A 22,453-nucleotide genomic window follows, 5' to 3' on the forward strand; every position below is an offset into this window, starting at 1 on the left:
GTTATCTGGTGATCTGACCGCCAGATAACCTGGTTTACTGCGTTTTAAGCTTATTAATAAACCAGCGTCCGGCTGGCCCTGGAGGATATTGCGTCATATGTACCGCATGCATGGAAAAACCAGGGCCAACATCGGGCTGCATCTCCAGGTTCAGGATAACCAGTCTGCCATTAGCAAGATCGTCCTCAACCATAGGCAAAGGCATATAACCCCAACCGAGGCCCGCACGCAAGAATGCATGTTTTGCCCCCATGTCACCCAAACGCCACGTCTTAGCCGACATCACACCAAAGTTGCGACCCGCCGTGAGTGATGAGCGGTCAGCCAATACAAGCTGCACAGCGTTCTCCATAACCGGCCGAAGAATTGGGCCAGCCATTTTAGCCAAAGGATGATCGGGTGAGACCACAGCCACGGCAGGAACACTGAGCAGGAACTCAGAGGCACACCCGGTCGGAACATCCGGTAGCGAGCCGATAATCGCGACCCGACAGTTGCCGGCCAGCAATGGCTGAAGTACCGCGCCCAGCGCCTCAACATAAAGACGCAACGGTGTGCCGGGAAAGGCCAGATGAAATTCCTTCACGACTGCGGTCAGTACCTCTATCGGAAACATCACATCCACAGACACGGCGAGTTCGGGTTCCAGGCCTTCTGCCAGGATACGCGCCTTAGCCTTAAACGCGTCCATTCCGGCAAGCGTATGGCGTGCGGCCTCCAGTAAGGCTGCCCCCGCCTCCGTCAGTTTTGGGTAACGTCCCGTTCGCTCAAATAAAGGAAAGCCTACCTGAGATTCCAGATTTGCCAGCGTAGCGCTAACGACGGACTGCGCCCGGCGAAGTTTACGACCCGCGGCCGAGAAACTGCCTTCATCAACCGCAGCAATGAAAGTACGCAGTTGATCAATCGACATACCATCCAGCATGTATCGCTCCTTTAGATGTATACCATCTAATTATATAGGCTACACAGATAGATCGGTGAGCACTATTCTCCTTTCATGTTCTCAAGCAACGTCGCCAAACACATCAACGCATCTGTTCATTTAAGGAAACAAACTATGAAAACAAATACTGTCGGCATTATTGGTGCAGGCGCTATCGGACAAGCCTTTGCCCACCAACTGGTCAACGCAGGCGTGAATGTCATCCTCAGTAACAGTCGTGGCCCGGACAGCCTGGCTGAAGTGATTGAGGCATTAGGCGACAAAGCTCGCGCCGGAACGGTACAACAGGCTGCCGAAGCCGAAATCGTTTTTATAAGTACCAACTGGAACAGAACCGAGGCCGCATTAAGTGGGGTGAACTGGGAGGGTCGTATTCTGATTGACGCGACTAACCCGGTACTTTTGCCGGGCTACACCCTTGCAGATCTGGGGGGTAAAAATTCATCCCAGCGCGTTTCAGAGTGGGCAGCGGGAGCCCGGGTCGTCAAAGCCTTCAACACGCTTCTGGCAAACGTTCTTGCGCAAGACCCGTCCCAATCTGGCGGGCGCCGCGTGGTCTTTATGTCCGGCGACCACGCTGATGCAAAAGCGGACGTTGAGGAATTAGCCACCCGAATGGGCTTCGCCAGTATAGACTTAGGGAGTCTTGAGATTGGGGGATATCTGCAACAATTCCCGGGTGGTCCCCTTCCCGCGCTAAACCTTGTGAAACTGGCTTAAGAGACGTTATTGACGAATATGGCTCAACGTACTTCCGCTGAATCATTCGAAGCGTACATTCCGGGCGAATTGCTCAAGGAACATCGGGCACAATCTTCCCGGGATGTCTTCATTCAAATTCTGGCGCGTCGACAGAGGCAGGACAACGTTATTATCCCGGCCGTGCCAGAGCCTTTTATTGTCTGGATACTCTCTGGGCGGGCCGTCGTTGAAGAACGGCCTCTGGGCGGAGAGTGGTCAGAAAACCACGTTACCGCAGGTGATTTTTTTCTCACGACCGACACCTCTCCGACAGAGATGAGATGGCAAGCCGAGCCAGACAGCCCTTTCATCGTTATGCACGTCTATATTGGTGTGTCCATGATGCAGGATATTGAGCTGCGGGAAGTGTCGGGCGAACGCGATGAAACACTGTCAGCCCTGCTGGAACTTATGCGCGCAGAGCTTTATTTTCAGCACCCACCCAGTGGACATTACATCCAGGGTATCGCTCAAGCCCTTGCGGTACACCTCTCCCGTGCTTACCGGACATCGGCAAAGCGACACCACGGCGGGTTGCAGGCATATAAATTACACCGGGTATTTAAGGCGATGCATGAAGAGCTGGCTCACCCCTTTGACTTAGCACGTCTGGCTGGCCTTGCCGAGCTTAGTGAATTCCATTTCAGCCGGGTCTTTAAACAGTCTACCGGGCTTTCGCCTTCCCATTATTTTATCCGCTTGCGAATGGAAGAGGCGCGCCGCCTGTTGTCCGAGACAGAGGATTCGATGATCAGCATCGCCCTGACCGTGGGCTACAACAGCCCCAGCCATTTTGCTGCCATATTCCGCAAGCACACCGGTATTTCGCCCTCTCAGTATCGCCACGAAAATATGCGTAGCAAAACACCGACAGTGTGAGCAAACCACCGCGCGAAGAGAGTGCCTTTTGCAGACATGATTGACCCGAACTTCAGATGTTCTTTGCTGAAGCGCTGAAACAAACGCATAAGCGGATTAATCATGGAACTCAACGGTAAATCAGCCATCGTGACCGGTGCATCAAGCGGTATCGGCGCAGCCACCGCCATTAAATTGGCCAGAGAGGGGGTCAAAGTGGGACTCGCGGCCCGCCGCCGGGATCGTCTCCAGGCGCTGGTGTCAGAAATCAAGGCCTTCGGCGGAGAAGCCATTGCGCTGGAAATGGATGTGACTGACCAGGCGTCAGTCTTCGATGGCGTGAAGAAACTGCACGACGCCTATGGCCACATTGATATCGCCTTCAACAATGCCGGACTCATGCCCATTTCAGACATCGCCAGTCTCAAACTGGAGGAGTGGCATCGTATGGTTGATGTCAATATTAAGGGCTTAATGAACACGGTTGCCGCGGTACTCCCGGTGATGCAAGCGCAAAAGTCAGGGCATATCATCAATACGTCCTCGATTGCGGGCAGAAAAACGTTCGCTGGACTCGGGGTATATTGCGCGACGAAACATGCGGTAGCCGCATTTTCAGATGTATTACGCATGGAGCTTTCGTCTCAATACAATATTCGCGTAACCTCACTTCAGCCAGGCGCGGTTGAAAGTGAATTATTCGAGCACATTACTGACGAAAACTACCGTGCACAGATGGAAAACCTGAAGGAACACATGACGTTCCTGAAGTCAGAGGATATTGCTGATTCCATCCTTTATGTGCTGCGCGCGCCGGATCATGTCGACGTGGCAGAATTGTTCATCATGCCCACAGAGCAGCAGTGGTAAGTTTGTCATGCGGGCCAAACCGGTTGTCTGGCCCGCGTTATGACCTTTTCAATACACATACAATTTTCACCCTGCACTCTGTGACGCGACAAAAAAGCTGCCTTACAGGCAGCTTTCGTGATGCATATGCGTTAGCCAGTTCAGTTCGCAGACGCGGTAGGTCGAATCGTGATTTCTGTTGTATCAACATTTTCAGGCGCTTCAATCACTTGCCGAACAGCGCGGGCAATATCAGCCGGCTGGAGTGCAATGGAACGGTATACCTCCATTGCCGCCTGCGTTTCCGGATGAGTAATGGTCGAGGCAAGTTCGCTTTCCACCACACCGGGGTTGACGCAGGTGACACGGATGCTGGCACTTTCCTGTCGCAAGCCATCTGAAATCGCCCGAACGGCGAACTTTGTGGCGCAATAGACGGCGGCTGTCGGCACCACAGAGAGCGCGCCGATAGAGCCAATATTGATTATCTGACCGGAGCCCTGCGCTTCCATGGTGGGAAGCACGGCGCCAATCCCCCATAGTACGCCCTTGATATTCACATCAATGGTACGTTCCCATTCATCATATTTACCCGCTGCCAGCGGAGAAAGGGGCATTATTCCCGCGTTGTTGATCAGAACGTCAATACGCCCCCACGTAGTCAGTGCCGCCTGCACGAAATCAGATATCGACTGGCGATTTGTGACATCCAGCTCGCAGGCTTCAGCATGCCCGCCTGTACTGCGGATTTCTGCAGCGATAGCTTCAATACGATCTTTCCTGCGTGCCCCAAGTAATAACTTCGCGCCTGCATTGCCAAGCTCTCGTGCAATACCCTCTCCGATACCGCTGGATGCACCGGTGATCAAGATGACTTTATCCATGATTTACTCCTTCAGTTGAGTTCAGAGGGATAATAGAACGAGGGTATTGTTTCGTGTATCCTGCCACTGGTGTACACACTGGTTAGCAAACCTAAACAATGAAAATTGACCTTAATCTTTTACCTCTGTTTCTGGCTGTCGCAGAGGAACATAGCTTCAGCGCTGCCGCCGAACGTCTTGGCGTGACGCGATCGGCGGTCAGCCAGGGGATCAGACGCCTGGAGGATACGTTCGGGACCCTGCTTGTCATGCGCACCACGCGTTCGGTAAACCTGACTGAAGCGGGAGAACGGCTGCGAAAATCGTTGTCCGTACCGCTATCAACGATTGACGCGGCGTGCGAAGACGTTCTCTCTGACAACGAGCCGCGAGGGCATCTGAAAATTGCTGTCACCTCAATTGCAGAAGAATTTCTTTCAGGCCCTCTGCTCGCGTCCTTTGCAGCCGCTAACCCTGCCGTCACCATCGATATCGTCGTGTCGGATGACGAATTTGATATCGTGGCAGCGGGCTATGATGCCGGCGTAAGGCTCGGTGACGTGATCGAAAAAGACATGATTGCTGTCCCTCTGACGGGACAGCAACGGGAAGTGGTGGTGGCATCACCAACGTATCTGGCGGCCCACAGCGCACCGCGCCATCCGCGAGAGCTTATCCGCCATCGCTGTATCGGCTGGCGCCCATCGCCAGACGTCGCGCCCTATCGCTGGGAATTTGAGGAAGCGGGAATACCTTTCGACGTGGCGGTTGAACCGCATATCACCACCAACGATCTCCGTCTCATGCTCAGGCTCGCGCTTGCGGGAGGAGGAATTACCTTTGCAACCTATGAAACATTCAGGCCATTTATTGAAAAAGGACAGCTTGTTTCATTACTGGATGATTTTCTTCCGCCTTTTCCTGGGTTTTATCTGTACTTCCCGCAACGTCGAAATATGGCCCCCAAGCTGCGGGCTCTGATTGAACACGTCAGGCAGTGGGGGAAGACGTCACTGCAGTAGTTTCAAACCCGCGCAGAATATTTAGCTTCCGGAGAGTTGCCGCGCCGTAGCAGCGAATGACGCATGCTCGACTGGGCAAGTCATTAACCGGGGTGTACCTCAGGCAGGCACGAAATTTTGTTCAACCGTTTATTAAACAGCCTCATATTCGAGTTTGAGAACTATAGCTGCCCTTTTGTTACCGAGCGCGTAAGGCTTGTGCGAAGTTCGTTTTCAAGGAAAGCGACACATGCTCGTGTTTCAGCGGAGATGATATTAGCCGGAGGATAAAGTAGATATGCAGGGAATGAAGGAACAAGGTAGTCGGGTAACACAGGTACGAGATGCCCGTCGGCAATCTCCTGTCGGCAAACCGGAGACTGCAATACCCCGATTGCCTTTCCTGCCAGAAGCACAGTACGTAACGGCCGCCAGTGGCTGGAAGTGAATGTTATTCTCACAGGGACGGTGAGTAACGCGTTGTCAGGCGCGATCAGCCTCACATGGTTATTCATAAACAGGCCCGAAACACGAGCAAACGCATGTCGGGCGAGCTCGCCCGGTGTACGGGGCATATCATAACGCTGCAAATACTCGGGAGAGGCCACCAGCAACCGCTCAATTTTCCCCAACGGGCGGGCAACATAATATCCTTCCCCCGCCTCACCAAGACGTAGCGAGATATCCACACCTTCGGTGACCGGGTCCGTCACTCTGTCACTGAGCACCAGATCAATGTTGATGCCCGGATAGGCCAATTGCAGTTTAAGCAGGGCGGGCATAAGTAACTCTTCCCCGGCACCATAGGGTGCGGCAATGCGCAGGGTTCCACTAATTGCCTCACCATTATCCGCGATTGCCAGCGCATGGTCAGCCGCTGCAATGGCGCTTTTGCTCCGTTCATAGAACAGCGTCCCGCTATTGGTGAGAGACATTCGGCGCGTGTGACGTCGCAGCAGGCGGGTATTAAGATGAGCTTCCAGACGCTCTATCCTTTCACTGACCGCCGGCTGTCCGATGCCGAGATCGCGCGCAGCGGCAGACATGCTTCCGCGCTCAACCACCCGAATGAAAATACGCATTGCCGTAAGTAAATCCATTCACCGATTATATTGGTAAAACCGATAAATGAAAGTGGTCCCGCCCCTCTACTGGCAGGCCCTTCGATTAATGAAAATCTGTGCGTCCACGGCTGGTGTAGCTATGGCGCACAGAACATTTCATTTTTTACGGGAAAAGAAGCATGTCAGATATCAGGCTTTATATGTTCCAGTCGGGCTATCAGCGTTGTAAATATCACGATATCAGGATGAATCAGGGTGAAGGCTCCGACTACATTATACCTGTCCCCTGGTTTTTACTGACGCATCCGCAGGGGAATGTTGTTATTGACGGTGGTCTTGCGGTGGAAGGGCTGAAGGATCCCCGCGCCTACTGGGGACCGACTGTTGACCAGTATCAACCCATCATGGATACAAACCAGGGCTGTAGAAGACAACTGGCGAAGCTCGGAATAAGGCCAGAATCGGTGCGTTATGTTTTACTCTCCCACCTCCACTCTGACCATACCGGCGCGATTGGCCGCTTTCCTGAAGCCACTCATCTTGTGCAACGTGCTGAGTACGACTATGCCTTTTCACCGGACTGGTTTACCGCCGGGGCCTACTGTCGGAAAGATTTTCATCGCGAAGGTCTCAAATGGCAGTTTCTGGCAGGAGATGCCGATGACGGTTTTGATCTGTATGGCGATGGCGTTCTGAAAATCATTTACACGCCAGGCCACTCACCGGGTCATCAATCTTTTGTCGTCTCCCTGCCGAGTGGAAAATCGTTCACCCTGGCGATAGATGCTGCCTATACGCTTGACCATTTTCAGGATAAAGCCCTGCCTGGCTTGATGACATCGGCCAGTCAGGTGGCACGATCGGTGGCAAAACTAAGAGTGGTTACCCAGAAGCATAATGCGGAAATTATTCCCGGGCACGATCCTGATATCTGGCCGCATTATGCGATGAAGACGGAAGGTTATAACTGATACGAACGGTGATAGTGACTATACCTCTCCCCTAAGGCGATAACCCTGGTCATTTATGCTTAGCGCAGAGGCAAGCCTTCGTCGCTATCACTCATGAATTTTAACCACCACTTTCCCCTTTGCATGCCCACGAGCAAGATACGCGAAGGCGTCGCCAGTTTCGGCAAAGGGGAAAACGTTGTCGATAACGGGCTTGATGCGTTGAGCGTCCATGAGTTCAGCGATTTGGCTAAGCTGGCTGCCATCAGGGCGGACAAAGAGAAACGAATAGGTTAATCCTCGTTTTTTTGATAGTTGCATGATTTTGCGGCTCATCAGCCCTAATACGAAACGCAGGAAAACATTGAGGTGTCTTTCCCGGGCGAAAGCCGTATCCAACGGCCCGATCAGGGAAACTATCTTCCCTCCCGGTTTAAGGATTTGGGTGGATTTCTCAATCGCGTCACCTCTGATAGTACCGAGGACAATATCGTAGCCGCTCAGCACTTTCTCGAATTCCTGCTTTTTATAGTCAACCACCTCATCTGCACCAAGGCGGCTCACCCAGTCAATGTTGGCGGTGCTGGTTGTCGTCCCTACCGTTGCGCCAAGGTGTTTTGCCAGTTGGATAGCAAAACTGCCAATTCCACCGGAGCCGGCCGGGATAAATACTTTCTGCCCCGCTCGCAGCTTCGCGCGTTCCGTCAGCGCTTGCCAGGAGGTGAGACTGACCATCGGAAGCGACGCTGCCTGTACGAAATCCAGGGTGGCGGGTTTTAACGCTGCAAGGTTTTCTGGCACCCGCACAAATTCAGCAAGCGAACCCGTTCCCCTGTCAAAAATACTGGCAAACACCTCGTCGCCTGCGTTGAAACGCGTCACGCGGCGTCCTGTGGCAACGACAACGCCGGACACGTCACTGCCCAACGTCGCGGGGAGACTGAAATGCAGAACACGTTTGAACATGCCGGTCGGGATCATGTTATCGATCGGGTTCAGACCTACTGCATACACTTTGACCAGAATTTCATCATCACCAGGGGACGGAAAATCTACGTCGTCGAATCCCAGTTCAGGGGATTTACCATAGCGTTTGAACGTAAATGCTTTCATCGTCTTCTTATTCATTTGTCTTTTACTCTGCCGGGTTTGCCGGTGGCGTGTTTCTTACCAACGCTGTTGCTGAGTAAAAAAGCGATACCCAGGAATAGCTCGATAAATACTGCAATAACGATCTGCCCATTAACGTGTCCTGCATACCACTCAACAACGCCGGACACGGCTAAAATCAAACATAACGTACCGATCCCTGCTGCCAGGGCATAGCGGGCCAGCGAGGGCTCTGCGTGCCTGGCGAATAAACACATCACCCCCAGGCCCGCGTACAGGGCGGCAGAGCGATGGCCGAGCACATCTGTTCCCGGTGTTGGCGTGATTCCCCACTGCGTTAACAGCAGTTGCGGGCAGAACATCCATATCGCCGCCAGGATGAAAAACAACCCGGCAGTCAGAATAGTCAGTTGAGAAAATTTCATATTCTTATTCTTTCGCGTCGAGCTGAAGACTGTTGCGTACTACCTTGTCCAGAAGTGAAGCCGGCGCAAAGCGGCGAATGAAATTCAGTTTCCCCGCCAGCGTGCCCGCCGTATAACGCACCTTAGGCCGTAAAGACTGGGCAGCCTTTACCACCACATCAGCCACCACTTCCGGACGTTCCGCCTCGTCCATTGCCTTGCTGACGACGTTGTTCAGCTTAGCCCGGAGCGGTTCATATTCTTCTAGCTTCGCGTCAGGTTCTACATTGTTTGCGTCGAACTGTGTCTTTATATAGGCCGGCTCGATCACGGAAACCCTGATACCCTGTGTGCGCAGTTCATGGTCCAGCGCGCCCGTATACCCTTCAACCGCATGCTTACTGGCTGCATACAGTGCCACGTAAGGTAGCGGGACAATCCCTAATATCGAACCAATGTTGATGATGCGGCCACTGCCCTGACGGCGCATGTGCGGGATCACTGCCCGCGTCATTCTGACCAGGCCAAGAAAGTTGGTGTCGAAAATACGCCTGGCCTGATCAATCGAACTTTCTTCCGCGGCCGCAGGAGCAACCCCAGAGCCCGCATTATTCACCAGCAAATCTATCCGCCCTTCCAGGTGCAGTAACGCCTCAATGGCGGCGCTCACGGACGCATCGTCCGTCACATCAAGCGTTAATAACGCAAAGGGATGCGTGCCTGCCTGCGCACCGCGCCGGCTGGTGCCATAGACCGTATACCCCGCGGCCAGCAGTTTTTTAGCCGACGCCTCACCGATCCCCGAAGAAGCTCCGGTCACCAGTGCTACACGTTTTTTTGTCATTCTCACTACGCTCTCTTGATGGAGTCCTGCTCACCCTGCAGCGCAACAACACGCTGCAGGGAAACAACGCGGCATAGGGTTATGCCGAATCCCCGTGGCTACACTGTGTACCGTTCTGCCGCTTTAGCCTGATTGATATCCGCCAGCAGAGCCTGACGCGCCGTCTCCAGGTCATCCCAGTGGGCAGCATTTTGTAAAGGAGGGATGGTGACGAGTTCGCGACGATCAAAGCCGGCCAGGGCTGCGTCAACTAACTGACCCACTTCCATCATCTCGGGCGCCTTACTGATATCAATACCTGCACGTTCCCAGATTTCGGTGTAAGTGCCGGCCGGAAGTACCGCCTGGACGTAAACGCCCGCGGAGGACAGCTCAAGATGCAATCCCTGCGACAGGAAAAGCACAAAGGCTTTGGTTGCACCGTAAACCGTCATGGCAAATTCCGGGGCGAGCCCAACGACGGAACTGATATTGACGATTGCGCCTTCTCCGGTTTTGACAAACCGAGGCGCCGCGGCACTGGCAAGCCTCGTCAGCGCAGTGACGTTCAGGGCGATAAGACGCTCAATTGCCTCAGGCGTCTGGCCGGTAAAATTGCCCGACTGTGCCATGCCCGCGTTGTTAATCAGCACCCCTATTTTTTCGTCTTCACGAAGACGAGCTTCCACCGTCGCTAAATCCGCTGCCTGAGTGAGATCGGCTGGCAGAACATCTACAGAAACGCCCTTCTCCTGTCGCAGACGCTCGGCGAGTGCGTCTAATTTTGTTTTATCGCGGGCAACCAGAACCAGGTCATGTCCACGGCTCGCAAACCTTTGCGCATAAACAGCACCAATACCCGTCGATGCGCCTGTAATGAGAACTGAAGTTTTCGTCATATGTGATCTTCTTTATTCAATGTTGAACAGAATCTGCACTGTTCGATGCAGGTAAATCCGGGGATATGTCCGGCTCTCTTTGCTGATCTCAGTCAGACTGACGGAGCGCGCATACCTCTGCGAAGCGCCGTCGGGGACATGGATTTAATGATGATGATCATAATCTATAAAGTCAACTGGTTTGATTATGATCATCATCAATGTATAATTAAGCCTTGTTTTGTAAGGGGGCGGGAAAGCATGAAAGTGTCAAAAGAGCAGGTTCGGGAAAACCGGATGCGCATTGTTGAAACGGCATCAGAACTTTTTCGTGAGCGCGGCTATGACGGCGTGGGCGTGGCGGAGCTGATGTCTGCGGCGGGTTTAACCCACGGCGGGTTTTATAAGCACTTTGGTTCAAAGGCCGATCTGATGTCAGAAGCCATGAACTGTGGTTTTGTACACGCCGCGGAAAACCTGGCGGGTGTGGATCGAGAAAAATTCATTGAATATTACCTCTCCCGACAGCATCGCGATGATATGGCCAGGGGTTGTGTGATGTCTGCCCTGGGCACCGACACCGCCCGTCAGTCCGAGTCCATCAAAGAGACATTTGCGGCTGGGGTTGAACGTCAGCTGGCAATGTTAAGTGACGAAAATGTCTCACGTGCTGACCTGATAGACACCTTTGCACATCTTGTCGGGGCTCTGGTGTTGTCCCGTGCCTGCCCGGATAATTCTGCGCTCGCTGACGAAATTCTGGATGTCTGCCGCTCGCGTATTCTGCGTGAGGGGCCGCGAAAAGAGTGAATATTTTGCAGCCGGGTGAGTGATTGCCAGGAGATATCAGGAAGATTTGATGACGGAGGTCATAAAAAAGGTAGGTATTTTTGAGAAAAGTTTTGGAGAGGTTTTGGAGCAAGAAAAAAAGTTATATATTCCAGCCCGTTAAATCCAAATATACCTTCTGAGTTCAGAGGCTTACTCATGTCATGGCAATACTTCAAACAGACTTACCTGGTTAAGTTCTGGTCACCTGTACCCGCCGTTATCGCAGCGGGGATCCTGTCTACTTACTACTTCGGCATTACCGGTACGTTCTGGGCTGTAACCGGCGAGTTTACCCGCTGGGGTGGACAGCTGCTGCAGCTTGCCGGTGTGCATGCTGAAGAGTGGGGTTACTTTAAGCTCATTCATCTGGAAGGCACTCCGCTGACCCGCATCGACGGGATGATGATCATCGGCATGTTCGGCGGCTGTTTTGCCGCCGCGCTGTGGGCAAACAACGTTAAGCTGAGAATGCCAAAAAGTCGGATCCGCATCGTACAGGCGGTCATCGGCGGCATGATTGCCGGTTTCGGTGCGCGCCTGGCGATGGGCTGTAACCTTGCCGCCTTCTTTACCGGTATCCCACAGTTTTCGCTACATGCCTGGTTCTTTGCCGTCGCTACCGCCATCGGTTCTTACTTTGGCGCAAAATTTACCCTTTTGCCGCTGTTCCGTATTCCCGTCAGGATGGTTAAGGTCAGCGCCGCATCGCCGCTGACGCAAAAACCGGCTCAGGCACACCGTCGTTTCCGCCTGGGGATGCTGGTCTTTTTCGCCATGGTGGCATGGGGACTGTGTACAGCGCTCAATCAACCTAAACTGGGTCTGGCAATGCTGTTTGGCGTGGGCTTTGGTTTGCTTATTGAACGCGCGCAGATCTGCTTTACTTCAGCGTTTCGCGATATGTGGATCACCGGGCGGACAATGATGGCAAAAGCGATTATTGCCGGGATGGCGGTGAGTGCTATCGGCATCTTCAGCTATGTTCAGTTAGGTGTTGAACCGAAAATCATGTGGGCCGGCCCGAATGCGGTGATTGGCGGCCTGCTGTTTGGCTTCGGGATTGTGCTGGCTGGCGGTTGTGAAACCGGTTGGATGTACCGCGCCGTTGAAGGTCAGGTGCATTACTGGTGGGTTGGCCTGGGGAACGTGCTCGGGTCAACTCTCCTTGCGTACTACTGGGATTCCCTTTCTCCTGTCCTCGCGACAAACTGGGATAAGGTCAACCTGCTCAGCACGTTCGGCCCGCTCGGTGGCCTGTTAGTAACGTACGCCCTACTGCTGGTCGCTTTTTTACTGGTGATTGCGCAGGAGAAACGGTTCTTCCGCCGTGCCGCTGTCAAAAATGAAACGCAGGAGAATGCCGCATGAAAGAGATCGTGCCTGACTATCGTCTGGATATGGTGGGCGAACCCTGCCCTTATCCCGCTGTCGCTACGCTGGAAGCCCTGCCTCAGCTCAGGAAAGGGGAAATTCTGGAGGTGGTGAGCGACTGCCCGCAGTCTATCAACAACATTCCTCTGGATGCTAAAAACCACGGTTACACCGTGCTGGACATTCAACAGGATGGGCCAACCATTCGTTATTTGATACAGAAATAATCCCGCCACAGACGCTCCTTAACCGGGGGCGTCTCCTGCCCCAAAAATCCGCCTTACGTCCCACTTTGGCGGTAAATACAGTCCCCTGCTCTCCCCCGGAACTACACTTAAAGTGGATAAAAAACAAACAGGAGGTGTGGCATGTTTGCGTCAATTCTCGTTCCTGTCGATATTTCAGAGCGTCGCCTGACCGAACAGGTGATTCCCTATGTTCAGGCGAACGCAGCAATCAGTAACGGCAAAGTGCATTTTCTGACTGTCGTTCCTTCTTTCCCCTACTATTCCTCTCTTGGTCTGGCCTATTCCGTTGAGATGCCAAAACTGGAAGAAATGCAGCAGGAGGCGCTGGCGAAATTGAATGAGATCGTTACGCAGTTCAATTTACCGGCCGACCGCATTCAGACCCACGCCATTTCTGGCACGCCTAAAGATCAGATCCTGAAACTGGCTGAGAGTATCAATGCAGACCTGATAATTATTGCGTCTCATCGACCTGATATTTCGACCTATCTGTTAGGCTCTAACGCTGCGGTCGTCGTGCGCCACGCAAAATGCCCGGTGCTGGTGGTGCGTTAGCGTGCCTGCGAGGAAAGATAAGCCCCGGGCTATCGGGGCTTATTTACTGTGAAAGTGACCGTTTCTGTTTGACGGCTTTTATTCGGTGATAAACACCATAATTGCACGGCACGCAGCGTTTCGCGTTCAAACACCCCTTCAGGCTGTGCAGAGACAATACGTATATCGTGTGGATGACCATCGTCGCCCACAGAAAAAGAGACAACAACGTTACCCTCAATGCCCAGCGCCTGTGCCTTTACGGGCATGGCAGGGAAAGGCTTATTCGTTATTCCATTGCACGGTTTCTGCGCCGGTTCAGGTTGCATGGGCTGTTGATGGCAGCCAGAAATGAGCATAACCGCAGCCGCAATAATTATTCTTTTCAATATTATGTCCTGTAAAATTTAACGTCTCGCTTTTCGAGAACAGTATATTGCGGCATCTGGCATTAATCTCCTCCCAACTCCGATAGCCTGCTTGCGGAATAACTTTCATAAATGGACTTTCTCATGAATCAAATTCTTTCGTCAGTGTGTATTACTGCTGTGCTTGCCGGATGTGTTCCCCTTCCCCCTAAACGCTGTCACAAACAACGTGCCCCCGATGCCTGTACTTATAAGCATTCCGGTAAAGCCTCGGATAACAATATCCACTGGCTACAGGCCTGCGCCATTGAGCAATCACTGGACGCCGCACTGACCGATCCTCACGCATAAAGCGGTAAGCGGTAAGCGATGCAACCTGCACCTCGACTTTAGGAATGGTGTGAATAGGTTATGGTCAGGCGTTGACTGACGCGGCTAAACGGGCAGTATTTCCGCCGTTTACGGTTCAGCATGTATTTGATGAGATGAGTTCAGCACGCTGGAATATGGAGGGGCAACCTTAATCGCCCCCCGAAGCAAGACTGGCCATAACCAGGCCAGTCTCAGGGGATAAATCAGAAACGATAACCCGCGGAGAACATAAACACCCACGGATCGAGGCGAGTGCTGATACTTTGCTGTTCACCGCCCGCTTTAAAGCGAACGTCGGTATCAATGTCCATGTACCAAACCGAGGCGTTAATTAACCAGTCACGGTTAATCAGATAATCCAGCCCCACCTGCCCCGCAACACCCCACGAGTCTTTCAGGCTGAGATCGGTAAGCCCGGCTTCTTTACCGGTATCGTTAAATTTCTCGTCGAAGAAGGTGGTGTAGTTCACCCCTGCGCCAATATACGGACGCACCTTACTGTTAGCATCACCAAAGTACCACTGCGCCATCAGTGTTGGCGGTAAATGGTGCACCGTCGCGATATCCCCGGTTGGCCCTAAACCGACGCGATGACGGAATGGCGTTGCTGCCAGAAGCTCAACACCAATGTTCTCCGTCGCCATATACGTAAAGGTCAAACCGAGCTGGGTATTGTTGCTGACGTTAAAACCGCCCATACCCAGAACGCTATCAGAGCCTTCTGTTGGACGCACCGTTGCCGAACCGGCACGAATAAAGAATTCACCTGCTTCATGCGCATACGCGCCGCCAGAGAGACTGCTTAATACAAGGGCTGCCACCGCTAATTTTTTCATATCCGCTCCATCGTTGTGGTTTTAGTCGCGGAGGAGAATATACTCACAAATGAGTAATAAGTGATCTGCTACAGATCACATTAAAACCAGTAAGTTAACATTCATTGATCTGGGTTAATTTTTGGTGACACACCGTAAAGCGATAAGTTGTCGTCAGGTCAATTTCTGGCATTTCGGCGTTACAAAATTTTCTCTTTTCACCCTCTTGCTCTTCCTCTCGCGGCTGGATAATTTAGCGCTCTCACAAGTTGATTTGATGCGTTCTTCTTTTGCAGGTGTGCCATGAGTGATGTTAACCCGTGCATGACGTGCGGAGCCTGTTGTGCGTATTTTCGAGTCTCTTTCTACTGGGCCGAAGCCAGCGATGGCGGCGGTACCGTTCCGGTTCATCTCACTGAACCGTTAACGCCTTTTCTGCGCTGCATGAGCGGCACCAACCAAAAACCGTGCCGATGCGCTGCGCTTCAAGGTGAACCTGGGGTGTCCACCCGGTGCTCTATCTACGAGCACCGCCCCAGCCCGTGCCGGGAATTTTCCATGTCAGGTGAGGATGGGCAGGTCAATGAAGCCTGTAATCGTGCCCGTGCGCGCTTTGGATTACCGCCGCTTTACAAAGATATGCTTTTCCATACAAGCCTTGATGCTGCCACGACAGTGTTATCCGGTGTACAATTGCCGGCTAATTAACACCTGCAATACTCAAGGAGAGTGCATGTCTATCACGGCGAAGTCTGTCTACCGTGACACGGGAAACTTTTTCCGCAATCAGTTCTTAACCTTTTTACTGATCGCGTTGCTATGCGCCTTCATTACAGTGGTGCTTGGCCATGCGTTCTCGCCAAGTGACGAACAGATTGCCAGCCTGAGCCAGGGCGACAACCTTGCAGATAGCGTGGGGTTGTTTGAACTGGTACAAAACATGACGCCGGAGCAGCAACAAATCCTGCTGCGGGCTTCCGCTGCTTCGACATTCTCTGGTCTTATCGGCAATGCGATTCTGGCAGGTGGCGTTCTGCTGATGATTCAGCTGGTTTCCGCCGGTCAGCGCGTCAGCGCCCTGCGGGCGATTGGTGCCAGCGCGCCGGTATTACCGAAGCTGTTTATCCTCATCTTTTTAACCACCATGCTGGTGCAAATGGGGATTATGCTGGTCGTCGTGCCGGGTGTATTACTGGCTATCGTGCTCTCTTTCGCGCCGGTAATGGTCGTGCAGGATAAACTGGGGATCTTTACCGCGATGCGCAGCAGCATCCGGCTCGCCTGGGCAAATATACGCCTGGTGGCACCGGCTGTTATCGGCTGGCTGTTGGCGAAAACGCTCCTGCTGCTGTTTGCCCCGAATTTTGCGGTACTCACGCCAAATGTTGGCGCGGTGGTGGCAAATACGCTGAGCAACCTCATTTCAGCGGTACTGCTGGTCTATCTGTTCCGCCTGTATATGTTAATTCGTCAGTAATCCTGTGGCCGGGAACGTCAGCCCGGCCCTACACAGAAGATGGAATCACAGAATGAAGCAGTTTCTTGATTTTTTACCGCTCGTGGTCTTTTTCGCTTTCTACAAGCTGTATGACATTTATGCCGCCACGACTGCACTGATCGTGGCCACAGCGGTTGTGCTGATCTACAGCTGGGTTCGCTACCGTAAAGTTGAAAAAATGGCGCTGGTGACCTTCGTCCTGGTCGCGGTGTTTGGTGGACTCACCCTGTTCTTCCACAACGATGAATTCATCAAATGGAAAGTCACGGTGATTTACGCTCTGTTTGCGGGTGCGTTACTGATTAGCCAGTGGGTGATGAAGAAGCCGCTGATCCAGCGCATGCTGGGCAAAGAGCTGACGCTGCCTCAGGAAGTGTGGTCTCGACTGAATATCGCCTGGGCGATCTTCTTTATTCTCTGTGGTCTTGCCAATATCTATATTGCTTTCTGGCTGCCGCAGAATATCTGGGTCAACTTCAAGGTCTTTGGCCTGACGGCTCTGACGCTCATCTTCACGCTGTTAAGTGGCGTTTATATCTATCGCCACATGCCACAGGACGACCAGCACTGATCGTTCACCGACCAGAACGTGTGCAGCAGGCGTTCTGGTCTATTCTCTCCAGCCTGAAATCATAGTAGCATCCCGCCTGAAGTCTTCAGTTACGAGTTAAAACAATGACAACAAATAACGCCCCTCAGGGCGAACTGGTTTTACGCACACTGGCAATGCCCGCTGACACCAATGCCAATGGCGATATTTTTGGCGGCTGGCTGATGTCGCAAATGGATATGGGCGGCGCTATTCTGGCAAAAGAGATTGCACATGGCCGGGTAGTGACGGTGAGAGTGGATGGCATGACCTTCCTGCGCCCGGTTGCAGTGGGTGATGTGGTTTGCTGTTACGCGCGTTGCGTAAAACGTGGCAATACCTCCATCTCCATTAACATAGAAGTGTGGGTGAAAAAGGTCTCGTCCGAACCCATTGGACAGCGTTATAAAGCGACAGAAGCGCTGTTTATTTATGTGGCCGTGGACAACGAAGGTAAACCCCGACCGCTTCCTCAGGCCTGATTGCCCGGTAAAAAAAAGCCTCCTTGCGGAGGATTTTTTTATTCCATCTGTGCCCCGCCATTCAGGCGGAAGACAATATTCACGATCAGTCCGTTGCCCGGTTTACCGGCTTCATAACGCCATCTGCGCATCGCCGTTTTCACTTCTCTTTCGAACATATTAGACGGCTGCGCGGACAGTATTTCCACGTTCTCAACACGCCCTTCCGGCGTAACATCAAATTTCACCCGTACACGCCCCTCAATACGTAATGCCTGAGCACGAGCCGGATACTGCGGCTGATTACGGCTGACCGCACGCGGTCCCGCGGGTGCGGTAACTGTCGGTTTGGCGGTCGTCGTGGTGTTATTCATCACCGGACGCGAAGGTGCTGCGTTTTCTACCGTCTGCGTGGCGCGGGGTTCAACCGGACGCGTTTCGCGTTTTGGACGTTCTTCTACCTTTTTCACCGGTTTTGGCTTCGGCTTAGGTTTCGGCTTCGGCTCGGGTTTGTGGATCACCACCGGAGCTTCTTTTGGCGGTTCCGGCACCGGTTCAGGTTCGGGTTCCGGTTCGGTGACGGGCTGTGGCGGCGGAGGCGCAACCTGCGGCGGTTCGAGATCCGCTGGCGATACCATCGTCACAGAAATAGGCTGTGCGGGCGCTGGCATTTCAACAACCTGATGAACCGAGGTATAAAGCAAACCCGCCACGACAGCACCGTGAATAACGACAGAAAGCAGCGTCGGCCAGGGAAAGCGGCGAGGTAAATCAAGGGTCATCGAAGTCATAATCATCAACGTTAAAAAACCGAACACTGATTTTAAATGCAAATAGCAATCATATTCAATAAGACACTTTGTCCTGGCGCAATTTAAGCGCAAGAGAGGCCAAAAAAGGCGCATTCAGATCAGGGTTTTAACATTGTTTTTATCTTTACATTGCAGTCAGTTGCCCTTTCACATAACGTTACTGACACTTTTAATGGTTAAGGAGCTTCACCGTGCTTTACGTGATTTACTCTGAAGATGTCGCTGATTCCCTCGAAAAACGCCAGTCCGTTCGCCCTGCCCATCTGGCGCGTTTACAACTGCTCCAGGATGAAGGTCGATTACTGACCGCGGGTCCAATGCCTGCGGTAGACAGCAATGACCCTGGCGCTGCCGGTTTCGCGGGCTCCACGGTGATCGCCGAGTTTGAATCCCTGGAAGCGGCTCAGGCCTGGGCTGATGCAGACCCGTACGTTGCCGCAGGTGTCTATGCGAAGGTGACGGTTCGCCCGTACAAGAAAGTGTTTTGATGCAAAAGTGGCTCCGAAAGGAGCCACTCATCTCTTCAGTGCAGTGACGCTAAGCGCGCCGCAAATCCGACAAACAGCAGCCCAATCAGCCCGTTCCCCAGCTTTGCCAGTTTCTTTTTGGTTTTCAGATAACGCGTGACAAACGCACCAGAGAAGATCAGGAAGCTCATATACATAAAGCTAATCAGCTCCAGCGTGGTCGCGAGGATCAGGAAAGACGTGCCCGTGTTTTTCGCATTCACATCGATGAACTGCACAAAGAACGAGACATAGAACAAAATAGCCTTCGGATTCGTCAGGCTCAGCACCAGCGAGCGTTTCATGATCATGCTCGCAGGCTCGGTTCCGCTCTCATGGCTATTCTTCTGACGGGTGATGACTGACCAGAGCATTTTGCCGCCGAGCCACAGAAGATAGAAAGCACCAAGGTAGCGCACAATATTAAACAGAACCGGGGTCGTCTGGATTAATGCTGCGACGCCCGCCCAGGCCAGAAACATCAGCACTGCATCGCCGATAAATACGCCAGTGGCGGCGAGATACCCTTTTTTAACACCGTGCCCAATACCGGTTTTCAGTACAAACAATGTGTTCGGTCCAGGCACCAGCACGATAAAAAATGCCCCTACAACATAGGTCCAGAAATTAAGTACACCAAACTCCGCAAACACCTCTCCCTCCTTTTGCTAAAAAACGACGGGAATATCGCTGCAAATACGATATCCCCAAAATCAGACGCTATTGTACGCCGTTATAGCCATCAAGATAAGTCGTAGCCAGTTCGTTACCAAATAAAACGGCGTCCTTCTCTTCCATTTGAGACGTCCATTTATCCGCGGTATTACCGTCGAAAGCATGCTCCGTTTTCGCCTGATTCTTCAGTTGATCGCGAATGCTTTGGGCGTACTGGTTAGCCTCAGACAGTGTGCGTCCTGCAGCGCGATCGGTTTTCCCCTGCTCATACAGCTCACGGAACTGAGGAACATTCAGACGATAATTTTGCGATACACTTGACGTAAAATTGCCGCCAGTAAAATTGGTTTTATGCGACACGAAATAATAAGCATGCCTTTCCGGTGACGTTTTACTGCTGGCACAACCGCTCAACACGGCAATCCCAAGAAGGGCAGCAACCACTTTTCCGTTCATCTCTTTTCCTTTTTAGTTTATCCAGTGCGATATCCCGCTGAGCAGTAAATTAATCAACGCGGATAATGACGATAATGACGATAATCCTGCGTTTTCCCTGATCGCATCCAGCGCAAGCAGCACAATAAATACCCAGAGATAAGGATTCATCTTTGAAATGCATAAGATTAAGAGGGCGGAGTATATCGCGGAATGAATCGGGGGAGAGACTGCGAAAAATGATAGCCTGAAAATCAGTGGGCACCTTAACGGTGCCCTGATGGTTCTCAGATAACCTGTGTAGCGAACAGCAACGCGTTACGGTGTCTGGTCATTCCACATTTTCTGATGGCGTGTATACGCATATTGCGGCGGGATTGTGCTTCCAGCCAACGAGCCTTGCGACGACTCACCTGTCGCAACATGCGCCAGCGCCCTACTTCTGTTCTACTGCGCTTCATGTTTACAACTCTTTCTCTAACAGAAACCCCATTATAAACCCAACCCCGCAGCAAACCAGCGCTTTTAACTGGCGTTTTTATTTGCCAGATGATTCCTGATGCGTACACTCATAACAATACGCTTTCAAAAGGATTTTTTTACCTATGACAACCTTCTACACCGTGGTGAGTTGGCTGGTCATTCTGGGATACTGGCTGTTAATCGCGGGTGTGACTTTGCGCATCCTGATGAAGCGCAGAGCCGTACCCTCTGCCATGGCCTGGCTGCTGATAATCTACATCCTGCCGCTGGTGGGGATTATTGCCTATCTCTCTTTCGGTGAGCTTCATCTGGGTAAACGCCGTGCCGAGCGTGCCCGCGCCATGTGGCCTTCAACCGCCAAATGGCTCAACGATCTCAAAGCCTGCAAACATATCTTTGCCGAGGAGAACAGCAGTGTTGCCTCCTCGCTGTTTAAGCTGTGCGAACTCCGTCAGGGTATTGGCGGCGTTAAGGGCAACCAGCTCCAGTTGCTGACCTCCTCGGATGACGTCATGCAGGCCCTCATCCGCGATATTCAACTGGCTCGCCATAATATCGAGATGGTGTTCTATATCTGGCAGCCTGGCGGCATGGCCGATCAGGTTGCAGAATCGCTGATGGCCGCTGCGCGTCGGGGCATTCATTGCCGACTGTTGCTGGATTCCGCTGGCAGCGTCGCCTTCTTCCGTAGTCCCTGGGCGGGCATGATGCGTAATGCCGGTATTGAAGTGGTTGAGGCGCTGAAGGTCAATCTCTTGCGTGTGTTTCTGCGCAGGATGGACCTTCGCCAGCACCGTAAAATGATCATGATCGACAACTATATTGCCTATACCGGCAGCATGAACATGGTTGACCCGCGGTTCTTCAAGCAGGACTCGGGTGTCGGGCAGTGGGTAGACCTGATGGCGAGAATGGAGGGGCCCATTGCCACCTCGATGGGCATCGTTTATTCCTGCGACTGGGAGATAGAAACCGGGAAACGTATCCTGCCGCCACCACCGGATGGCAATATAATGCCGTTTGAAGAGGCCAGCGGGCACACCATCCATACTATCGCTTCCGGACCGGGCTTCCCGGAGGACCTGATCCATCAGGCGTTGCTGACGGCCACTTACGCAGCGCGTGAATATTTGATCATGACCACCCCCTACTTTGTTCCCAGCGATGACCTGCTGCACGCCATCTGTACCGCGGCACAGCGCGGTGTCGATGTGAGTATCATCTTGCCACGCAAAAATGACTCGCTTCTGGTGGGCTGGGCCAGCCGGGCATTCTTCAGTGAACTCCTGGCTGCGGGGGTGAAAATCTACCAGTTCGAAGGCGGATTACTCCATACCAAGAGCGTGCTTGTCGACGGCGAGTTAAGTCTGGTGGGTACGGTTAACCTGGATATGCGCAGTCTGTGGCTGAACTTTGAAATCACACTGGTGATCGATGATGCCGGCTTTGGCGGCGATCTGGCCGCGGTCCAGGATGATTATATCTCCCGCTCGCGACTGCTGGATGCCAGACTGTGGGTTAAACGCCCGCTGTGGCAGAGAATTACCGAACGACTGTTTTACTTCTTTAGTCCGTTGCTGTAAAACGTGCCCAACGATGTTAAACAGGTAGTCATCATGGAAATGGATCTGAACAATCGCCTGACCGAAGACGAAACGCTCGAACAGGCCTATGACATTTTTCTCGAACTGGCGGTTGATAACCTCGATCCCGCAGACGTGATCCTCTTTAATCTCCAGTTTGAAGAGCGCGGGGGCGCCGAGTTGTTCGACCCTTCTGAAGACTGGGCTGAACATGTGGATTTCGACCTCAATCCTGACTTCTTTGCCGAAGTGGTGATTGGCCTGGCCGATGAAGATGGCGGTGAAATTAACGACATCTTCGCCCGCGTCCTGCTGTGTCGCGAGAAAGACCACAAGCTGTGTCATATTCTCTGGCGCGAATAATAAAAAAGGCTGCGATTGCAGC

General features: G+C 52.6%; 30 protein-coding genes. 17 read left to right on the plus strand and 13 right to left on the minus strand.

Going from position 1 to position 22,453, the window contains the following annotated elements:
* Positions 1–34: 34 nt before the first annotated feature.
* A complete protein-coding gene (locus tag HV340_RS12295) occupies positions 35–913 on the minus strand; it encodes a LysR family transcriptional regulator (RefSeq protein ID WP_311776065.1) in 879 nt (292 codons plus the stop codon).
* A 147-nt stretch (positions 914–1,060) separates the two neighbouring features.
* On the opposite strand from HV340_RS12295, the gene HV340_RS12300 reads away from it, so the two are divergent.
* The 3 genes from HV340_RS12300 (at position 1,061) to HV340_RS12310 (ending at position 3,415) form a co-directional block, all read left to right on the plus strand.
* Entirely contained in the window at positions 1,061–1,666 is a 606-nt protein-coding gene (locus HV340_RS12300; protein WP_059306677.1) for an NAD(P)-binding domain-containing protein, read from the plus strand.
* A gap of 18 nt (positions 1,667–1,684) precedes the next feature.
* Positions 1,685–2,566, plus strand: coding sequence for an AraC family transcriptional regulator (locus tag HV340_RS12305; RefSeq protein WP_063924875.1), 882 nt, complete (start codon positions 1,685–1,687; stop codon positions 2,564–2,566).
* A gap of 102 nt (positions 2,567–2,668) precedes the next feature.
* Positions 2,669–3,415: an SDR family oxidoreductase gene (locus tag HV340_RS12310; RefSeq protein WP_020882399.1), complete on the plus strand. Its 747-nt coding sequence runs from the start codon at positions 2,669–2,671 to the stop codon at positions 3,413–3,415.
* A gap of 140 nt (positions 3,416–3,555) precedes the next feature.
* Here the strand turns inward: HV340_RS12310 and HV340_RS12315 are convergent, their stop codons facing one another.
* A complete protein-coding gene (locus HV340_RS12315) occupies positions 3,556–4,278 on the minus strand; it encodes an SDR family oxidoreductase (protein WP_063924874.1) in 723 nt (240 codons plus the stop codon).
* Positions 4,279–4,376: 98 nt separating this feature from the next.
* On the opposite strand from HV340_RS12315, the gene HV340_RS12320 reads away from it, so the two are divergent.
* Positions 4,377–5,279, plus strand: a complete 903-nt coding sequence (locus tag HV340_RS12320) for a LysR family transcriptional regulator (RefSeq protein ID WP_063924873.1) — start codon at positions 4,377–4,379, stop codon at positions 5,277–5,279.
* A 161-nt stretch (positions 5,280–5,440) separates the two neighbouring features.
* Here the strand turns inward: HV340_RS12320 and HV340_RS12325 are convergent, their stop codons facing one another.
* On the minus strand, positions 5,441–6,340 hold the full coding sequence (locus tag HV340_RS12325; protein ID WP_063924872.1) for a LysR family transcriptional regulator: 900 nt from the start codon (positions 6,338–6,340) through the stop codon (positions 5,441–5,443).
* A 161-nt stretch (positions 6,341–6,501) separates the two neighbouring features.
* On the opposite strand from HV340_RS12325, the gene attM reads away from it, so the two are divergent.
* Positions 6,502–7,293, plus strand: coding sequence for an N-acyl homoserine lactonase AttM (gene attM, locus HV340_RS12330; protein ID WP_063924871.1), 792 nt, complete (start codon positions 6,502–6,504; stop codon positions 7,291–7,293).
* Between the two features lie 87 nt (positions 7,294–7,380).
* Here attM and HV340_RS12335 read toward each other — a convergent pair whose 3' ends face one another.
* The 4 genes from HV340_RS12335 to HV340_RS12350 form a co-directional block, all read right to left on the minus strand.
* On the minus strand, positions 7,381–8,400 hold the full coding sequence (locus HV340_RS12335; protein WP_059306671.1) for an NADP-dependent oxidoreductase: 1,020 nt from the start codon (positions 8,398–8,400) through the stop codon (positions 7,381–7,383).
* Positions 8,397–8,807, minus strand: coding sequence for a hypothetical protein (locus HV340_RS12340; RefSeq protein WP_059306670.1), 411 nt, complete (start codon positions 8,805–8,807; stop codon positions 8,397–8,399). Before HV340_RS12340 ends, HV340_RS12335 begins: the two co-directional genes overlap by 4 nt.
* A 4-nt stretch (positions 8,808–8,811) precedes the next feature.
* On the minus strand, positions 8,812–9,630 hold the full coding sequence (locus HV340_RS12345) for an oxidoreductase (RefSeq protein WP_059306669.1): 819 nt from the start codon (positions 9,628–9,630) through the stop codon (positions 8,812–8,814).
* Between the two features lie 98 nt (positions 9,631–9,728).
* The gene (locus tag HV340_RS12350; RefSeq protein ID WP_025203939.1) at positions 9,729–10,508 is read right to left on the minus strand and encodes an SDR family oxidoreductase; all 780 of its coding nucleotides are present in this window, start codon (positions 10,506–10,508) and stop codon (positions 9,729–9,731) included.
* A 240-nt stretch (positions 10,509–10,748) separates the two neighbouring features.
* On the opposite strand from HV340_RS12350, the gene HV340_RS12355 reads away from it, so the two are divergent.
* The 4 genes from HV340_RS12355 to uspF all read left to right on the plus strand — a co-directional run bounded on the left by HV340_RS12355 (position 10,749) and on the right by uspF (position 13,492).
* Positions 10,749–11,297, plus strand: a complete 549-nt coding sequence (locus HV340_RS12355; RefSeq protein WP_059306668.1) for a TetR/AcrR family transcriptional regulator — start codon at positions 10,749–10,751, stop codon at positions 11,295–11,297.
* A gap of 177 nt (positions 11,298–11,474) precedes the next feature.
* On the plus strand, positions 11,475–12,686 hold the full coding sequence (gene yedE / locus HV340_RS12360; protein WP_047744770.1) for a selenium metabolism membrane protein YedE/FdhT: 1,212 nt from the start codon (positions 11,475–11,477) through the stop codon (positions 12,684–12,686).
* Positions 12,683–12,916: a sulfurtransferase-like selenium metabolism protein YedF gene (yedF, locus tag HV340_RS12365; protein WP_014170428.1), complete on the plus strand. Its 234-nt coding sequence runs from the start codon at positions 12,683–12,685 to the stop codon at positions 12,914–12,916. Before yedE ends, yedF begins: the two co-directional genes overlap by 4 nt.
* A 141-nt stretch (positions 12,917–13,057) precedes the next feature.
* On the plus strand, positions 13,058–13,492 hold the full coding sequence (gene uspF / locus HV340_RS12370; protein ID WP_014170429.1) for a universal stress protein UspF: 435 nt from the start codon (positions 13,058–13,060) through the stop codon (positions 13,490–13,492).
* 29 nt (positions 13,493–13,521) lie between these two features.
* On the opposite strand, the gene HV340_RS12375 is transcribed toward uspF, so the two are convergent.
* Positions 13,522–13,860: an energy transducer TonB gene (locus HV340_RS12375; RefSeq protein ID WP_080472752.1), complete on the minus strand. Its 339-nt coding sequence runs from the start codon at positions 13,858–13,860 to the stop codon at positions 13,522–13,524.
* Between the two features lie 123 nt (positions 13,861–13,983).
* On the opposite strand from HV340_RS12375, the gene HV340_RS24635 reads away from it, so the two are divergent.
* The gene (locus HV340_RS24635; RefSeq protein ID WP_226876133.1) at positions 13,984–14,190 is read left to right on the plus strand and encodes a hypothetical protein; all 207 of its coding nucleotides are present in this window, start codon (positions 13,984–13,986) and stop codon (positions 14,188–14,190) included.
* A gap of 224 nt (positions 14,191–14,414) precedes the next feature.
* Here the strand turns inward: HV340_RS24635 and ompW are convergent, their stop codons facing one another.
* On the minus strand, positions 14,415–15,047 hold the full coding sequence (ompW, locus tag HV340_RS12385) for an outer membrane protein OmpW (RefSeq protein ID WP_014170432.1): 633 nt from the start codon (positions 15,045–15,047) through the stop codon (positions 14,415–14,417).
* A 282-nt stretch (positions 15,048–15,329) separates the two neighbouring features.
* Here ompW and HV340_RS12390 point away from each other — a divergent pair, with 282 nt between their 5' ends.
* The 4 genes from HV340_RS12390 to yciA all read left to right on the plus strand — a co-directional run bounded on the left by HV340_RS12390 (position 15,330) and on the right by yciA (position 17,595).
* On the plus strand, positions 15,330–15,734 hold the full coding sequence (locus HV340_RS12390; protein ID WP_032680849.1) for a YkgJ family cysteine cluster protein: 405 nt from the start codon (positions 15,330–15,332) through the stop codon (positions 15,732–15,734).
* 25 nt (positions 15,735–15,759) lie between these two features.
* Entirely contained in the window at positions 15,760–16,503 is a 744-nt protein-coding gene (locus HV340_RS12395) for a YciC family protein (RefSeq protein ID WP_020882388.1), read from the plus strand.
* A gap of 52 nt (positions 16,504–16,555) precedes the next feature.
* A complete protein-coding gene (locus tag HV340_RS12400; protein WP_020882387.1) occupies positions 16,556–17,095 on the plus strand; it encodes a septation protein A in 540 nt (179 codons plus the stop codon).
* Between the two features lie 104 nt (positions 17,096–17,199).
* Positions 17,200–17,595 (plus strand): acyl-CoA thioester hydrolase YciA, encoded by a 396-nt coding sequence (gene yciA, locus HV340_RS12405; protein WP_014170435.1) that lies wholly within the window; start codon positions 17,200–17,202, stop codon positions 17,593–17,595.
* Positions 17,596–17,633: 38 nt separating this feature from the next.
* Here the strand turns inward: yciA and tonB are convergent, their stop codons facing one another.
* On the minus strand, positions 17,634–18,356 hold the full coding sequence (tonB, locus tag HV340_RS12410) for a TonB system transport protein TonB (RefSeq protein WP_059306666.1): 723 nt from the start codon (positions 18,354–18,356) through the stop codon (positions 17,634–17,636).
* A gap of 221 nt (positions 18,357–18,577) precedes the next feature.
* Between tonB and HV340_RS12415 the strand changes: the two genes are divergently transcribed.
* On the plus strand, positions 18,578–18,874 hold the full coding sequence (locus HV340_RS12415; protein WP_014170437.1) for a YciI family protein: 297 nt from the start codon (positions 18,578–18,580) through the stop codon (positions 18,872–18,874).
* Positions 18,875–18,909: 35 nt separating this feature from the next.
* Here the strand turns inward: HV340_RS12415 and leuE are convergent, their stop codons facing one another.
* From leuE to HV340_RS12430, 3 genes are all read right to left on the minus strand, one after another.
* Positions 18,910–19,545, minus strand: coding sequence for a leucine efflux protein LeuE (gene leuE / locus HV340_RS12420; protein ID WP_014170438.1), 636 nt, complete (start codon positions 19,543–19,545; stop codon positions 18,910–18,912).
* A gap of 67 nt (positions 19,546–19,612) precedes the next feature.
* Positions 19,613–20,023: an Exc2 family lipoprotein gene (locus tag HV340_RS12425; protein ID WP_032678335.1), complete on the minus strand. Its 411-nt coding sequence runs from the start codon at positions 20,021–20,023 to the stop codon at positions 19,613–19,615.
* Positions 20,024–20,289: 266 nt separating this feature from the next.
* Positions 20,290–20,463 (minus strand): YciY family protein, encoded by a 174-nt coding sequence (locus HV340_RS12430; protein WP_086463573.1) that lies wholly within the window; start codon positions 20,461–20,463, stop codon positions 20,290–20,292.
* A gap of 144 nt (positions 20,464–20,607) precedes the next feature.
* On the opposite strand from HV340_RS12430, the gene cls reads away from it, so the two are divergent.
* Positions 20,608–22,068, plus strand: a complete 1,461-nt coding sequence (gene cls, locus HV340_RS12435; protein WP_014170441.1) for a cardiolipin synthase — start codon at positions 20,608–20,610, stop codon at positions 22,066–22,068.
* 33 nt (positions 22,069–22,101) lie between these two features.
* On the plus strand, positions 22,102–22,431 hold the full coding sequence (locus tag HV340_RS12440) for an HI1450 family dsDNA-mimic protein (protein WP_006810881.1): 330 nt from the start codon (positions 22,102–22,104) through the stop codon (positions 22,429–22,431).
* Positions 22,432–22,453 lie beyond the last annotated feature (22 nt).

The organism is Enterobacter sp. RHBSTW-00975 (assembly GCF_013615235.1).
Lineage (GTDB): Bacteria > Pseudomonadota > Gammaproteobacteria > Enterobacterales > Enterobacteriaceae > Enterobacter > Enterobacter ludwigii.